This is a genomic window from Bacillus sp. SLBN-46 (genome assembly GCF_031453555.1).
Lineage (GTDB): Bacteria > Bacillota > Bacilli > Bacillales > Cytobacillaceae > Neobacillus.
On record NZ_JAVIZM010000001.1, the window covers coordinates 2,307,212 to 2,321,876 of the forward strand.

14 protein-coding genes and 1 pseudogene are annotated in these 14,665 nt (G+C 38.5%); 13 read left to right on the plus strand and 2 right to left on the minus strand.

Going from position 1 to position 14,665, the window contains the following annotated elements; genetic code table 11:
* Positions 1 to 110 precede the first annotated feature (110 nt).
* Entirely contained in the window at positions 111 to 275 is a 165-nt protein-coding gene (locus QFZ87_RS11885; protein WP_309861416.1) for a YjcZ family sporulation protein, read from the plus strand.
* A gap of 193 nt (positions 276 to 468) precedes the next feature.
* Entirely contained in the window at positions 469 to 1,935 is a 1,467-nt protein-coding gene (locus QFZ87_RS11890) for an NAD(P)/FAD-dependent oxidoreductase (protein ID WP_309861419.1), read from the plus strand.
* 70 nt (positions 1,936 to 2,005) lie between these two features.
* Here QFZ87_RS11890 and QFZ87_RS11895 read toward each other — a convergent pair.
* Positions 2,006 to 3,368: pseudogene (locus QFZ87_RS11895) on the minus strand (TrkH family potassium uptake protein).
* A gap of 178 nt (positions 3,369 to 3,546) precedes the next feature.
* On the opposite strand from QFZ87_RS11895, the gene QFZ87_RS11900 reads away from it, so the two are divergent.
* The 11 genes from QFZ87_RS11900 (at position 3,547) to QFZ87_RS11950 (ending at position 14,471) form a co-directional block, all read left to right on the plus strand.
* Positions 3,547 to 4,902, plus strand: a complete 1,356-nt coding sequence (locus tag QFZ87_RS11900) for an aspartate aminotransferase family protein (protein ID WP_309861422.1) — start codon at positions 3,547 to 3,549, stop codon at positions 4,900 to 4,902.
* Positions 4,903 to 5,595: a CoA transferase subunit A gene (locus tag QFZ87_RS11905; protein ID WP_309861425.1), complete on the plus strand. Its 693-nt coding sequence runs from the start codon at positions 4,903 to 4,905 to the stop codon at positions 5,593 to 5,595. It abuts the gene before it with no gap.
* The gene (locus QFZ87_RS11910) at positions 5,580 to 6,245 is read left to right on the plus strand and encodes a 3-oxoacid CoA-transferase subunit B (protein ID WP_309861428.1); all 666 of its coding nucleotides are present in this window, start codon (positions 5,580 to 5,582) and stop codon (positions 6,243 to 6,245) included. The genes QFZ87_RS11905 and QFZ87_RS11910 overlap by 16 nt, the downstream gene beginning before the upstream one ends.
* A gap of 29 nt (positions 6,246 to 6,274) precedes the next feature.
* Entirely contained in the window at positions 6,275 to 7,543 is a 1,269-nt protein-coding gene (locus tag QFZ87_RS11915; protein ID WP_309861430.1) for a peptidase, read from the plus strand.
* A 113-nt stretch (positions 7,544 to 7,656) separates the two neighbouring features.
* Positions 7,657 to 9,078 carry an aldehyde dehydrogenase family protein gene (locus QFZ87_RS11920; RefSeq protein ID WP_309861432.1) on the plus strand — a complete coding sequence of 474 codons (1,422 nt, stop codon included), beginning with the start codon at positions 7,657 to 7,659 and terminating at the stop codon, positions 9,076 to 9,078.
* A gap of 71 nt (positions 9,079 to 9,149) precedes the next feature.
* The gene (ablB, locus tag QFZ87_RS11925; RefSeq protein ID WP_309861435.1) at positions 9,150 to 10,004 is read left to right on the plus strand and encodes a putative beta-lysine N-acetyltransferase; all 855 of its coding nucleotides are present in this window, start codon (positions 9,150 to 9,152) and stop codon (positions 10,002 to 10,004) included.
* A gap of 63 nt (positions 10,005 to 10,067) precedes the next feature.
* Entirely contained in the window at positions 10,068 to 11,465 is a 1,398-nt protein-coding gene (locus tag QFZ87_RS11930; protein WP_309861438.1) for a sigma-54 interaction domain-containing protein, read from the plus strand.
* A gap of 143 nt (positions 11,466 to 11,608) precedes the next feature.
* Positions 11,609 to 13,039 carry a lysine 2,3-aminomutase gene (kamA, locus tag QFZ87_RS11935; RefSeq protein WP_309861441.1) on the plus strand — a complete coding sequence of 477 codons (1,431 nt, stop codon included), beginning with the start codon at positions 11,609 to 11,611 and terminating at the stop codon, positions 13,037 to 13,039.
* 11 nt (positions 13,040 to 13,050) lie between these two features.
* Complete coding sequence (locus QFZ87_RS11940) at positions 13,051 to 13,335, plus strand: YokU family protein (protein ID WP_309861444.1); 285 nt, start codon at positions 13,051 to 13,053, stop codon at positions 13,333 to 13,335.
* A gap of 79 nt (positions 13,336 to 13,414) precedes the next feature.
* Entirely contained in the window at positions 13,415 to 13,642 is a 228-nt protein-coding gene (locus QFZ87_RS11945) for a YozE family protein (RefSeq protein ID WP_309861447.1), read from the plus strand.
* A 133-nt stretch (positions 13,643 to 13,775) separates the two neighbouring features.
* Positions 13,776 to 14,471, plus strand: a complete 696-nt coding sequence (locus tag QFZ87_RS11950; RefSeq protein WP_309861451.1) for a hypothetical protein — start codon at positions 13,776 to 13,778, stop codon at positions 14,469 to 14,471.
* Between the two features lie 2 nt (positions 14,472 to 14,473).
* Here QFZ87_RS11950 and QFZ87_RS11955 read toward each other — a convergent pair whose 3' ends face one another.
* Positions 14,474 to 14,641, minus strand: a complete 168-nt coding sequence (locus tag QFZ87_RS11955; RefSeq protein ID WP_309861454.1) for a hypothetical protein — start codon at positions 14,639 to 14,641, stop codon at positions 14,474 to 14,476.
* Between the last annotated feature and the right edge of the window lie 24 nt (positions 14,642 to 14,665).

Sequence of the window (14,665 nt, forward strand, 5' to 3'; positions counted from 1 at the left end):
TGCAATTTTTATCATTGTCTTTCATAATATAGGCGAATGCACATACAGGTCAAGTATCTAGTTCATAAAGTAACAGGGAAAAGAAACAAATTATCGAGGAGTGAATGTTTATGTATCATGGATACGGATATGGATATGGTGGTTTTGATGGGTGCTGTGGTCCTGCATACCCAACGGCTGGTTGTGGAGTTGGCTTTGGTTTTGGAGGATTCGCGTTAATCGTTGTATTGTTCATCTTGTTAATCATCATCGGAGCAAGCTGGAACTTTTGCTAAATAGATAAGGACTGACTCATGGATGTTCTCCATGAGTCACTTTTTTTTATATGCTTATTTTTCTGAAAAAGAACCAAAAGACGAACATTAATTTAATTTTATTATAAATAGTTCGTTTTTTATGTTGACGTCAACATTATCGTCTGATATATTTACCAGTGGATGAGTAAAATGACTTTGGAGGTATTGGACAATGAATGCGAAATATGATGTGATTGTAGTGGGTGCTGGCCCCGCAGGGATTTTTACCTGCTATGAACTTACACTAAAAATGCCGAACGCAAAGGTGCTATTAGTGGATAAAGGACATGATATATATCGGAGAAATTGCCCAATTTTACAGAAGAAAATTGAAAAATGCCCGCCTGCTTCGGGAAGAAAAGAGTTTGCAGGCTGCCTGCCCGCTTGCTCCATTACCAATGGGTTTGGTGGTGCGGGTGCTTATTCTGATGGTAAGTTTAATATAACTAGTGAATTTGGTGGATGGATGACAGATTATCTCTCAGATTCTCAAGTGGTTGAGTTAATTCGTTACGTCGATGAAATTAATTTAAAGCATGGTGCGACAGAAAGCATTACAGACCCATTAACAGATGAGGTTAGGGATATTGAACGTCGTGGCTATGCTGCGGGGCTAAAACTGTTACGTGCCCAAGTTCGTCACCTTGGTACGGAGCAAAATCTAGAAATTTTAAAAAGCATTTTTGAGTACTTAACAACAAAGATTGAGATGTCATTTAAAACAGAAGTTGAAGATTTAATAACAGAAAAAACAGCAAATGGGCACATTGTAAAAGGTATAAAACTGAAGGCGGACACAAATATTTATGCAGATAAAGTGGTTATTACCCCAGGAAGAGATGGTTCGAAGTGGCTTTCTGATCTATTAAAATCTCGTAGACTTCGGATGATCAGTAACCAAGTGGATATCGGTGTTAGAGTGGAGACTTCCAACATTGTCATGCAAGAAATTAATGAGCATTTGTATGAAGGAAAGTTTGTATTTAACACATCGGTGGGAACTAGGGTTCGAACTTTTTGTAGCAATCCTTCGGGACATGTGGTTGTGGAAAATCATTCGGGGATTATGTTAGCAAATGGACATGCGTATAAAGATCCAAAGCTTGGAAGTCCGAACACCAATTTTGCTTTATTAGTCTCACATACGTTCTCTGAACCATTTGATAAGCCGAATGAATATGCTCATGAAATTTCGCGTCTTGCCAATACCCTTTCTAATGGTGGACTAATTGTACAAAAGTACGGGGACATCTTAAAAGGAAGAAGATCGACAGAAAAAAGAATTAAGGAAGGTTTCTTAGAGCCAACCTTAAAAGAAGCAGTCCCTGGAGACCTTGGTTTAGTACTTCCGTATAATACATTAAAAAGTTTAGTGGAAATGACAGAGGCGCTTAATCAAGTTACCCCTGGTCTTGCGTCAGAACACACGTTATTCTACGGTGTGGAAGCAAAATTTTATTCAGCAAGACCAAAGTTAAACAACCGATTTGAAACGGAAATTAGCGGTCTTTATGTAGGTGGCGATGGAGCAGGGGTTACTCGTGGTCTTGCTCAGGCTAGTGCTTGTGGGGTTTGGATCGCTAGGGATATCATTGAAAAAACACCAATGGAACAAAAACGCGAAACGATTATGGCTTAATCCGCAGCTTACGAATAGTTTTTTATTGGAAAGAGGGGGGTATCCATTAAACCTCCTCTTTTTTGATCAATTAACCTATCGTTACTTTTTCCTTCGGATAATTGAACTTTTCTTTGCTGCCTTTCCCCCGTAAAATAAGCAAGCATGTAACGATTCCAACTCTCCCAATAAACATTAATAGTATGATTATAATTTCGCCAAATGTGGTTAACCGTGGTGTTAAGCCCATTGATAAACCATTTGTACCAAAAGCAGAAGAAACTTCAAAAATAACCTCAATTACCGTTCCTTCCTCTGTAATAGTTAAAATTAAAATAGAAAATAAGCAGAGGAAGGCACCCGTTGTAATAACGATAAAGGATTTAAGAATATCCTCGCTAAGTAATTCCCGTCTGAATATTTTAACCGTACTTTTCCCCTGGGCGTAAAAGATAATGGCTAAAATCACTATGGCAAAGGTCGTTGTCCGAATTCCCCCGCTTGCACTACTAGGTGATCCGCCAATAAACATTAGGACAGATAGGAAAAGTTGGTTGCTTGAAGTGAATTCGTTGATATCCAGGGTAGCTAAACCTGCACTCTTAGTTGTCGTTGAGTGAAATAGAGAATTAAAAAAGGCTTCATGCCACTCTTTGTTCACAAAAAAGTGGCGACTATCAAATAGGTAAATGAATAAAGCTCCCACAACGGTAAGGCTGATAAAGGTGACCGTTGTTAATTTTGTGAACAGAGTAAAATGAAACTTCTTCTTTTCCTTTCGACTTAAAAAAAATTCTAAAACTTCTACAATAACCGGAAAAACCTATTGCTCCTACAACCATCAATAATATGATCGTGCTTTGAATAAAATAATCATTATTAAATGGATTTAGAGACTCACCTGTGATATCAAAGCCTGCATTGGTTGTTGCGCTGATAGATGCGAAAAATCCGTGTTTAAATGCAGACAACGGGCTTTCAAAATAATGTAAAAACCGAATTCCTAAGATAATCCCACCGATAATTTCAAAAGAAATAATGATAATGAATATTCTTTTGGCAAGCTGAACCAAACCAGACAAGTTAGATTGGTTTTGATCAATCATGATTAGTTGCCTTTCTTTTAGGCCCACTTTTTTCCCCAACATGATCCATAAAAATGTACTTAATGACATAACCCCTAATCCACCCAGCTGTAAAATGACGCATAAGAGAAATATCCCGAAGTTATTAAATGTATCTTTTATTGAAATCACACTTAGTCCAGTCACACTAATCGCACTTGCAGAAGTGAACATGGCATCAATAAAACTTAATGAAACATTTTCACGGTGTGCAAATGGGATTTTTAATAATAATGTAGAAATAATTAACGCAGAGAAATAAAAGATAACAATTAATTGAATAGTAGAGATTTCTTTGGATTTTGTTTGTATTTTTTTAATTGTGTTCATATCATCATTTCCTTCAGCAGTCTAAGTGTAATTCTATAATATTACCCATAAAAAGTAAAAGACAGGCTCAAATGCCTGTTTTTTTTCTGTCATCTCAACACATGGAGATAGAATGAAAAATCACTTCATACAATTATATTAGTGGTTTACTTATTTCGTAAAAGAAAGTGGTGTCAAAGTGGAAAATTCATTTCTAATCAAACCAATGTTGGATGAAATATACCCTGTTATTGATTATGGCAAGGGCATATATCTATTTGATATGGACGGAAAAAAATATTTGGATGCTGCCTCAGGTGCAGTAACTGCCAATATTGGTCATGGGACAGAGGAAATCATTGAAGCCATGCAAGAACAAGCTAAAAAAGTTTCCTTTGTCTATCGATCTCAATTTACTAGTGAACCAGCGGAGAAGCTTGCCAAAAAAATTGCCGAATTAACCCCAGGTGACCTTAACTGGAGCTTCTTTGTAAATAGCGGATCAGAGGCCACTGAGACAGCAATGAAAATGGCCATTCAATACTGGCAAGAAAAAGGGATTCAAACCAAAAACAAAGTGTTATCAAGATGGGTTAGTTATCACGGGATTACGCTTGGCGCGCTTTCCATGTCTGGACACACGGGGAGAAGAGCTAGATTTGTTCCACTGTTAGAAGAATTCCCAGTGATTAATCCTCCTTATTGCTATCGCTGTCCCTATAATCTTGAGGCTCCATCCTGTCATTTTCTTTGTGCACAAGAACTCGAAACAGCCATCTTGAGAATAGGAGCCGAACAAATAGCTGCTTTTATTGCCGAGCCAGTTATTGGTGCAGCGGGGGGAGCTATTACCCCTCCAAAGGATTATTTTAAAAAGATTAAAGAGATATGCGAAAAACATGACATTCTATTTATAGCTGATGAAGTGATGACAGGTTTTGGACGGACAGGAACCATGCTTGCTTGTGAGTATTGGAGTGTAATCCCCGATATTGTAGCTTTTGGTAAAGGGATGGGGGCTGGATATGCCCCTATTGCAGCAGCTGTAGCGAGTGAAAAGGTGATGGAACCTATCTTGGCCGGATCAAAATCAGTGATGAGTGGACATACATTAAGTGCAAATCCCCAATCATGTGCTGTGTCCTTAGCCGTTCTAGAATACTTGGAAAAATACAAGATTATTAGTGAAGTAGAAAATAAGGGCATCTATTTAAAAAATCAAATTGAAAAGCTAAAAGGGCTATTTCCATTTATCGGGGATGTCCGAGGGAAGGGGCTACTACTTGGTATTGAATTTGTCGAGAACCAAATTGATAAAACACCATATCCAAGAAACGCATTAATTACACAGAAGATGGTAGCTTTAGCTAAGGAAAAAGGCTTGATTGTGTACCCTGCGGGTGCAGGGATTGATGGGATGAACGGTGACTCTATTATTATTTCACCACCATTAATCATTACAAAAAGAGAAATTGAAGAGTTAGTGAGTTTACTTAAAGAAACATTTACAGCCTTTTTAAATGAAAGAAATGCTGAAATGGTTGGTGATGTGTAGATGGAGAATTCGTTCGGAAAGATTACAACATTAGAGGCTGTTTTAACATTTTTTCATGATGAAATGACCATCATGTTTGGGGGATTTGGCGGGGTCGGAACACCCCCGACCTTAATTGACGGTATTTTGGAAAAGGAAATCCGTGAGCTCACCTTAATTGGAAATGATACAGGTTTCCCACATATAGGAATAGGAAAAATAGTTAGTCGTGGCAGAGCTAAAAAGGTCATTGCATCCCATATTGGTTCTAATCCCATTGCAGGAGACCTTATGCATGCAGGGAAGCTTGAAGTGGAGTTTTCCCCTCAGGGTATTTTGGCAGAAAGAATCCGCGCTGGAGGTGTTGGATTAGCAGCCATTTTATCTGATATTGGGATGGATAATGAAATGGTTTCTAAAAATAAACCGCGTATTCATCTACATGGCAGTGAATATCTGATAGAGACTGCCTTAACTGCAGAGGTTTCTATTGTTTATGCCAAGAAGGCTGATGAGTATGGAAATTTAATTTATGACAAAAGCGCGCGCAATACGAATCCACTGGTCGCAATGGCAGGGGATTTAACGATAGCCGAAGTAGAAGAAATTGTTCCAATGGGAAGTCTTAACCCTGACGAAATTATTACCCCGGGAGTATTTGTTGATTATGTCATTCCAACTAAGGGGGTGAATTGGAAATGGGCATGGGAATAGATCTTAGAGATAAACTTGCAAAAAGAGCTGCCGAGGAAATTCAAAATGGGATGGTCGTTAACCTTGGTATCGGGATCCCCTCATTAGTACCGAACCACTTAACAAAGGAAACAATGGTTATGTTCCATGCTGAAAACGGGATTACCGGAATGGGTGCAAGCCCGGCCAAAGGAGAAGAGGATGAAAACTTATGTAATGCAGGGGGATTTCCCGTTACATTGAACAAGGGCGGTTCCTATTGCGATAGTTCTATTGCTTTTGGGATGATCCGAAGAGGGAGAGTGGACATTACCATCCTTGGTTCACTTCAGGTAAGTCGAAAAGGAGATTTGGCAAACTGGATTGTCCCCGGAAAGAAGGTTCCAGGGATGGGAGGGGCAATGGAACTTGCTCAGAAGGCAAGAAAAGTCATTGTTGTTATGAATCATTGTGATAAAAATGGAACACCAAAAATTGTTGAAACTTGTTCCTTACCATTAACATCAGCAGGATGTGTGGATCTGATCATCACGGAATTAGCTGTATTCAAGGTTAATGAAGAGGGGTTACTTTTAACAGAGCTGTTTGCGCCGTACAGTTTAGCTAATGTGAAAAGCAAAACTGGATGTCATTTCAAAATTGAAGAACAAATCCGCAAAATTCCGTACTAATCCGGATGCAGGTCGAAGGAGTGAGTGATTTGCAAAACTATGAAAGCCGTATCAAGCATTGGTTAAAGGAGAATCGAGCGAGAGGGGCCAGACTGTTACAAATCCTTGTACAGGAGAATAGCACGAGGGGAAATGAAAGTAGCACACAGGCCATTGTAATTGAAAAATGCCGTCAGATGGGTTTGGTCCTTGATATTTGGGAGATTGGCGGTGAAGAACTAAAAAACCATCCAGCCTATTGCTGTGACCGTCAGAGCTTTGAAGGGAATCCTAATCTAGTTGCCGTTCTAAAAGGAGCAGGAGGTGGAAAATCAATTATTTTAAACGGCCATATTGATGTTGTACCTGTTGGTGATGAATCAAATTGGAGACATGATCCATTTAGTGGAGTGATTGAGTGCGGTAAGCTTTATGGAAGAGGAGCGACAGATATGAAAGGGGGGAATGTGGCTCTTTTAATGGCGATTGAATCCTTAATTGCAAACGGAATTAAATTAAAAGGGGATGTGATTTTTCAAAGTGTCATAGAAGAAGAGAGTGGTGGAGCAGGAACGCTAGCAGCCGTCCTGAGAGGATACAGTGCTGATGGAGCAATTATACCTGAGCCTACGAATATGAAACTTTTTCCAAAACAACAAGGTTCAATGTGGTTCAGAATAACGGTTAAGGGAAGGGCGGCACATGGTGGTACTAGATACGAAGGGGTAAGTGCGATTGAAAAATCAATGTTCGTCATACAGAGATTACAACAATTAGAGAAAGATAGAAATGCTAAGATTACTGACCCTCTCTTTGAAAAAATACCTATTCCCATCCCTATTAATATTGGAAAGATTAACAGCGGAGAATGGCCTTCTTCGGTGCCTGACACCGCCATTATTGAGGGGAGAATGGGTGTGTCACCAGAAGAAACGATTCAAGCCGCCAAGTTAGAAATGGAGGCATGCCTACAGGAATTGAATGAAGCGGATGAATGGTTACAGGAAAATCCGCTTCAAATTGAGTGGTTTGGAGGCAGGTGGCTGCCAGGAAGTTTAGAAAGTGATCACCCGTTAATGAATGAACTATCTAAGAGTTTTATAGAGGTGAAAGGGGATCTACCAATCGTTGAAGCAAGTCCATGGGGAACAGATGGTGGAATTCTTTCGACTGTTGGTGGCACACCCGTTGTGGTATTCGGACCGGGAATTACCGAAACAGCTCATGATGCGAATGAGCACATTGATCTGGAGGATTTGTTTGCGGCCAGTGAGATTATTGCTCTAACCTTGATGAAGTGGTGTGAAGTTTGTGAATAAAAGAGGGGGTAGCCAATGGGATCGATCCAACTTGATGTTCTGGAAGATGCCATCGGAGTATGTTGTCGAGATTAGCTATTTGATTTACTTGCAAAAAGATTGGAGGATGTCTTTTGAAACAGTTATTGTGGATTGGCGGTGAATATCGACCAACCCTATCTTATATAAAATTAAAAAATCCATATAACCTGGAGCATATAGCTGATATTGCTGTTGCTGAACAGGAAGATGTTGTAGCAGCCATAGCGGCTGCGCATCAGGCTACTGTGGATATGCAAGAAATCCCTGCCTATAAACGTGCCGAGATTTTAGAGAAAGTAGCCAGTCTTCTAAAGAGCGAAAGAGAAGAGTGTGCAAGGCTGATTGCCGAGGAAGCAGCAAAACCCGTTAAAGCTGCCAGAGCTGAAGTCGACCGAACCATCATGACATACACGTTCGCTGCCCATGAGGCTAGAAGAATACATGGAGAAACAGTTCCGATGGATGCAGCACCCGGCGGAGAAGGCAGACTTGCTTTTACGATTAGGGAACCCCTTGGAGTAATTGCAGCCATTACTCCATTTAACTTTCCTATGAATCTCGTCGCACATAAAGTTGGTCCGGCCATTGCTGCAGGAAATACAGTGGTTTTAAAACCAGCGAGCCAGACACCATTATCAGCTTATAAAATTGCTGAATATTTTCATCATGCTGGATTGCCATCAGGTGCATTAAATGTGGTCACAGGAAGTGGCCGTGTAGTGGGAGATATATTGATGAAAGACGAAAGAATTAAGATGATTACCTTTACAGGCAGTCCTGAGGTGGGTAAATATATTTGTGAAAATTCAGGGCTAAAGAAAGTAACCCTTGAATTAGGCTCCAACTCAGCTGTAATTGTCGATGATGGTGTTAGCTTGGAAAAAATCATTCCAAGAATTGTTACGGGGGCATTTTCCTATCAAGGTCAAGTATGTATAAGTATTCAGCGTATCTTTGTACATGAAAAGATAATAGATCAGTTTGTCGCACAGTTTATTGAAGAAACGAAAAAATTAAAAGCGGGTCATCCACTTGACGAACAAACTGATGTATCCGCGCTTATAACTAGAGCGGATGTAGAGCGTACAAAACAATGGGTTGATGAGGCAATTGCCAATGGAGCAGGTCTTAAAACAGGTGGAAATTTTAATGAAAGAATCTTTCAACCTACTGTTCTAGTAGATGTTCCGGTTAGTGAGAAGATTTCTTGTGAAGAAGTCTTTGCTCCTGTTGTTCATATTAACCGCTTCACTTCAATGGAGGAAGCAATTAACCTTGTAAATGACTCAAAATACGGTCTACAGGCAGGAATTTTTACAAATGATATACATTATGGGTTGAGGGCTGCTAAAAAACTTGAAGTAGGCGGGGTTATGATTAACGAAATCCCGACCTTCCGTGTGGATCAAATGCCATATGGCGGAGTAAAGCTTAGTGGAATGGGGAGGGAAGGAATTAAGTATGCGGTTGAAGAAATGACAGAATTAAAGTTAATTAGCTTTAAGGTGGAGTAAATAAAAAATGTCTGGCTACTTCTTAAGCCAGGCATTTTTTCAAAAGATGAAGAAGTGAAGGAGTGAGAAAAATGAATCAGACTGCATCCACTACTTATATTGAGGAAAACAGCTTTTTTGTCGAAGTCTACCTTGATCCTTTTAACAAAAGGATTCGGGTTGATGATTATCGCGGGAATATACAATTGGTTCTTAAAAGAGTAGAGGAACTAGTGCAGGATCAACATGCAGAAAAGCTCATTGTGAAGGGACGCAGCAATGATTTTATGATATTAATGGAAAATGGACTACAGCCTGAAGCAGTGGTTGATCGATTTTTTTTAGGTTCAGATGCTTTTTTCTTTTCAAAGTTTTATTCACAGGACCGTAAAAAAAACGATCATTGGATAACCGAGGATGGCATGATTCATAGTATTTATCAATTAGACCCCACCATGGAAAAAAACCTTCCCCCTAAGGAATATGAGCTAAAGAAGGCAGATGAAAATTGTGCTGCTGAGTTATCCACATTGTATCGCCAAGTCTTCCAGGTATACCCAACACCGTTACATGATCCTGAATATGTAAAAAAGACGATGAAAGATGGGACGATTTACTACGTTTATTTCCATCAAGGCAAAATTGTCAGTGCAGCCTCTGCTGAAATAAATTCTTTTTATAAGAATGCAGAATTAACCGATTGTGCTACCATATCCGAACACAGGAAGTATGGATTAATGAAGATGATCCTTCAAGAGCTTGAGGGTGAATTGAAAAAAAAGGGGATCTTTTGTTCTTATTCAATTGCGAGGTCGTTATCGTTCGGTATGAATGCTGTTCTATTTCAGCTAGGATATACCTATCGTGGAAGATTAATGAATAATTGTTATATTTATGATAAGTTAGAAAATATGAATATGTGGGTGAAAAATCTGGCAACCTGCTAAAAATTCGGCTGCTCATGCCGAATTTTTGGCACCTTAAAAATGGCAAGAAGGGCAGGTGATATAATGGTTCAATTAACAGCTTTAACAGAAGAAGTGTTATCAGCTATCCTAAAAAGTATAGATGAAGGGATTCATGTTGTTAATACAGAAGGAAAAACCATCTTTTATAATGAAGTGGCAGCTAAGCATGATGGCATGGAAGTGAAGGAAGTACAAGGGAAACATTTAATTGATGCATTTCCCTCCCTGACAGAGGAATCTAGTACTCTATTAAAAGTGATTAAAACGGGTAAGCCTATCTACAACCAAACACAGGTTTATCTAAATGTCCATGGTACTAGAATAGATACCATTAATACCACTTTACCAATTTTTTTAGGAAAAGAAATTATCGGTGCAGTTGAAATTGCAAAAGACTATTCACGGATGAAACTCCTTGCAGAAAGGCTATTAGACTTACAAAAAGGTGTCAATAGGACTACCAAGAAAAAGGTGAAAAAACAATTAAACTATACATTTGCAGATTTAAAAACGGTAAATCCCGTTTTTATCAGTACGAAAGAAGAAGGAAAGAAACTCGCAAAATCAGATTCTCCTATCCTTGTTTATGGGGAATCTGGGACAGGTAAGGAGCTATTTGTCCAGGGGATTCATCATGAATCCATCCGTTCTGGGGGTGCATTTATAGCTCAAAATTGTGCAGCTATTCCAGAAACTTTATTAGAAAGTATTCTTTTCGGTACAGCTAAAGGAAGCTATACTGGTGCTGTTGATCGTAAAGGCTTATTTGAACTCGCGGATGGAGGAACTTTGTTTCTAGATGAATTACATACGATGCCCATTGAGCTACAAGCAAAGCTGTTAAGGGTGTTAGAGGATGGAATGGTTAGAAGGGTCGGAAGTTCGCAAAACATTTCTGTAGATGTACGTGTAATTGCAGCAATGAATGTGCATCCGAGTATTGCATTACAAGACCAAAAACTTCGATCTGATCTTTATTACCGGTTAAATGTGTTCACTTTTTCGCTTCTCCCCTTGAGAGAGAGAAAAGATGATATCTTATTTTTAACAGACTATTTTATGAAGGAATTTAACCGTAAACTTGGGAAAAATATCAATGGTTTGGAAAAGAAACTGGAGTTGTTTTTTATTGAATATCAATGGCCAGGAAATGTTAGAGAACTAAAACATACACTTGAATACATGATGAATGTTTGTGAAGGGACACAGTTATGCGTTGAAGAATTGCCGATGATGCTGAAACATCATGCTTCCCCATTAAAAGGTAAGAGTAATCACCAGTGTGAAAGTTTGTCGTTAAGAAAAAATATGGAGGAATTAGAAAGAGAACTTATTATGAATGCTCTTGAATTGAGTGATGGTAATGTGAATCAAGCGGCGAAGCTGTTGGAGATTCCTAGACAAACACTGCAATACAAAATTAAGAAATGGATGGATTGAAAAGTGCCGATTTTTCGGCATTTTTTTATGTTTTAAAAACTGAAATTTATGAAATTTTAGAAAAATATACTTCCCCTGCTGTTTTATAACGTTGGCACGAAACTTGCATATTATTTAGTAAAGCCAGATAGGGGGAAATGAATATGAAGCAATTCCTATATAAACCAAGCAGATACTGGAAGGATATAGAACTTTGGAAAGATGTAACAGAAGAGCAATGGAACGATTGGCTCTGGCAACTAACAAATACGATTCGAACTTTAGATGACCTTAAGAAAGTAATCAATTTAACTCCAGAAGAAGAAGAGGGGGTACGAATTTCAACAAAAACAATCCCTTTAAATATTACACCTTACTATGCATCATTAATGAACCCAGATGACCCACGTTGTCCAATCAGAATGCAATCAGTCCCTATATCAAAAGAGATTTATAAAACAAAATATGATCTTGAAGACCCTCTGTATGAAGATGAAGATTCACCTGTCCCTGGATTAACTCACCGCTATCCCGATCGTGTTCTCTTTCTTGTCACCAATCAATGTTCGATGTATTGCCGTTATTGTACGAGGAGGCGCTTTTCAGGACAAATTGGAATGGGTGTTCCCAAAAAACAGCTGGATGCCGCCATTAACTATATTAGGCAAACACCAGAGGTACGTGATGTATTAATATCTGGCGGTGATGGGTTATTAATAAATGATAATATTTTAGAATATATCCTTAAGAATTTACGAGAAATTGACCATGTAGAAATAATTAGAATAGGGACTCGTGCACCTGTTGTTTTCCCACAACGAATTACTGAGAACCTTTGTAACATTCTAAAGAAGTATCATCCAATTTGGTTGAATACCCATTTTAATACATCTATTGAGATTACAGAAGATTCTAAGAGAGCTTGTGAAATGCTTGCCAATGCAGGTGTTCCTGTTGGTAACCAGTCTGTAATTCTAGCAGGCATTAATGACAGTGTTCCAATCATGAAGAGACTCATGCATGACCTTGTAAAAATTAGAGTACGCCCATACTATATTTATCAATGTGATCTTTCAGAGGGCATTGGACACTTCCGGGCACCTGTCTCGAAAGGACTTGAAATTATCGAGGGACTCCGTGGGCATACCTCAGGATATGCAGTACCTACCTTTGTTGTTGATGCACCTGGTGGGGGTGGGAAAATTGCGTTACAGCCCAATTATTTAATTTCTCAAAGTCCTGAAAAGGTCGTCCTACGTAATTTTGAGGGTGTGATTACTTCTTATCCTGAGCCGGAAAACTACATCCCTGGGAGAGCGGAAGGCTATTTTAAAGAAATTTATCCTGAGATGGAAGAAAAAAGATCTGTTGCGGGTATTGCTGGTATTATGAATGATCAGCATTTTAATCTTGTTCCAGAAGGCCTAACAAGACTAAACCGCCGTAAAGATTACAATCAAGATCCTACACATACTTCATTAAAGGATAAGCGGGGTAAACGAGATGAATTAAAAGAAAAAAAATTCAAAGCGGTTACCCAAAAGGAAAACGGAAGCAGTGAAACGCAACCTATTGTAGATGTTATGAAAGAATAAGAGGTGGGAGCATGAAAATGGAATGTGAATGGTGTGCTAGTCCAAACGTAGATAGAATTGTAGACTCGGTATACTGGGAATTACCCGATGGGACGAGAGCAATCGAGATTTCAGAAACTCCTACCTATTTCTGTCGAGATTGTTCTATGACTTACCAAAGTGAGGTAATAGTAAAGGAGATAGAAAATCACTTATTCTTAATTGATTGCAAACAGGTTACTAAAGTAATTACCTTTGAGGACTTAATGAAAATACCAAGGATGTTGAAAAGGAATTATTTTGATTTTTCCTCATAAATGTATAGGCTGGACGATACTGTGAGTATTCGTTATCATATATCACATAAGTGAATTTCCATGGAAAGGCGTTTGTGTGATGAGTAAATCCTTTTATCATTTTTTAATGAAATATAGACATCCGGCACCAAAAGATCATATTAGTTTATTTGCAAACCATGCCTATATGGACCATAGCTTTCCGAAATCCTCAAAGGATTACCACGAACTCAGTTCCTACTTAGAACTAAATGGTCAATATTTAGAGTCAATGTCTATTTTTGATGAGGCATGGCAGCTTTATATTAATGCTGAAAGCAAAAATTAAACAGGTGGAAGAAATCGCTTCTTTATATAGAGGCGATTTTTTCATTTTACAAATGGTATGCGCGATATCGATTCCGATGCATATACTATTGTAATTAAAATTCACGACTTAGCATTTGAGGGGATGGGAGGACATGGCAAAACGGAGAAAACCGAAGTATAAGATCGGTGATACGGTCGTGATTACCATATATGGTACGGTTGGCAGGGTAACAGATGTAAAATGGCTCGATGGAAAATATGTTTATGAAGTGAACAAGAGTGATGGATTGTTCCTTGAATCGGCCTTACAAATGCTATCAGAATATGATGGTACTGTTGTGGAACAGGAGCAAATTGATATTGAATATAAGTTTTTTTTCGGTGATTTAGTTCAGGTAAGCGGTTATGGTGCTGATTTATTTAAAGTTGTCGGCTTTCGGACAGAAATTTGGCGCTATAAAGAAGACGCCTGGGAAGATGTTATTTATGAGCTTTCAAGGGTAAGTGACGGTGAATGGCTGGAGGCAGGAGAAGAGGAACTAACACTAGTAGCGGACGCTGAAAGTGCAGATACATTTATACAAAAATTGGGTCTTTTATACTTAGTAAATAAACAGGATCAAGCAGTAAAAAATACAAACTTAAAAAATTTAATAAGAAAAGCAGAGTTTGAAGAAATAGAAAGAAAAAAAGAAAAGAAAGAACTCATTGATAATCTCTTAGATATATTTAATGATTATCGGATCCTATATGAATTGTTTCATGACCAAGAATACTACCAAGTTATGCGGGTCATTCTTAGAAAATTAGAAAGTCTGGTAAATAATGATGGCAAAAGCCCTGTATAATCCTACCACCTAGCTATTTCAAATAATAAATACAAAACAAAAGGAATTCCACCCCATTTAATTAGGAAAAACATCGTTTCCAATATTTTCTCAAATAGTTGGAGGGTAAGACTATCCTCCCGATTCACATCTTCAACCCATGCCTCTAACATCAATTGGAATTTAGACATTGTTTTCACCCCATCGTTTTCTTT

Bases quoted from the DNA above. Each gene is read 5' to 3' on its own strand.
- QFZ87_RS11885 (WP_309861416.1), top strand. From the start codon at position 111: ATGTATCATGGATACGGATATGGATATGGTGGTTTTGATGGGTGCTGT.
- QFZ87_RS11890 (WP_309861419.1), top strand. From the start codon at position 469: ATGAATGCGAAATATGATGTGATTGTAGTGGGTGCTGGCCCCGCAGGG.
- QFZ87_RS11905 (WP_309861425.1), top strand. From the start codon at position 4,903: ATGGAGAATTCGTTCGGAAAGATTACAACATTAGAGGCTGTTTTAACA.
- QFZ87_RS11910 (WP_309861428.1), top strand. From the start codon at position 5,580: ATGGGCATGGGAATAGATCTTAGAGATAAACTTGCAAAAAGAGCTGCC.
- ablB (WP_309861435.1), top strand. From the start codon at position 9,150: ATGAATCAGACTGCATCCACTACTTATATTGAGGAAAACAGCTTTTTT.
- QFZ87_RS11930 (WP_309861438.1), top strand. From the start codon at position 10,068: ATGGTTCAATTAACAGCTTTAACAGAAGAAGTGTTATCAGCTATCCTA.
- kamA (WP_309861441.1), top strand. From the start codon at position 11,609: ATGAAGCAATTCCTATATAAACCAAGCAGATACTGGAAGGATATAGAA.
- QFZ87_RS11940 (WP_309861444.1), top strand. From the start codon at position 13,051: ATGAAAATGGAATGTGAATGGTGTGCTAGTCCAAACGTAGATAGAATT.
- QFZ87_RS11945 (WP_309861447.1), top strand. From the start codon at position 13,415: ATGAGTAAATCCTTTTATCATTTTTTAATGAAATATAGACATCCGGCA.
- QFZ87_RS11950 (WP_309861451.1), top strand. From the start codon at position 13,776: ATGGCAAAACGGAGAAAACCGAAGTATAAGATCGGTGATACGGTCGTG.
- QFZ87_RS11955 (WP_309861454.1), bottom strand. From the start codon at position 14,641: ATGTCTAAATTCCAATTGATGTTAGAGGCATGGGTTGAAGATGTGAAT.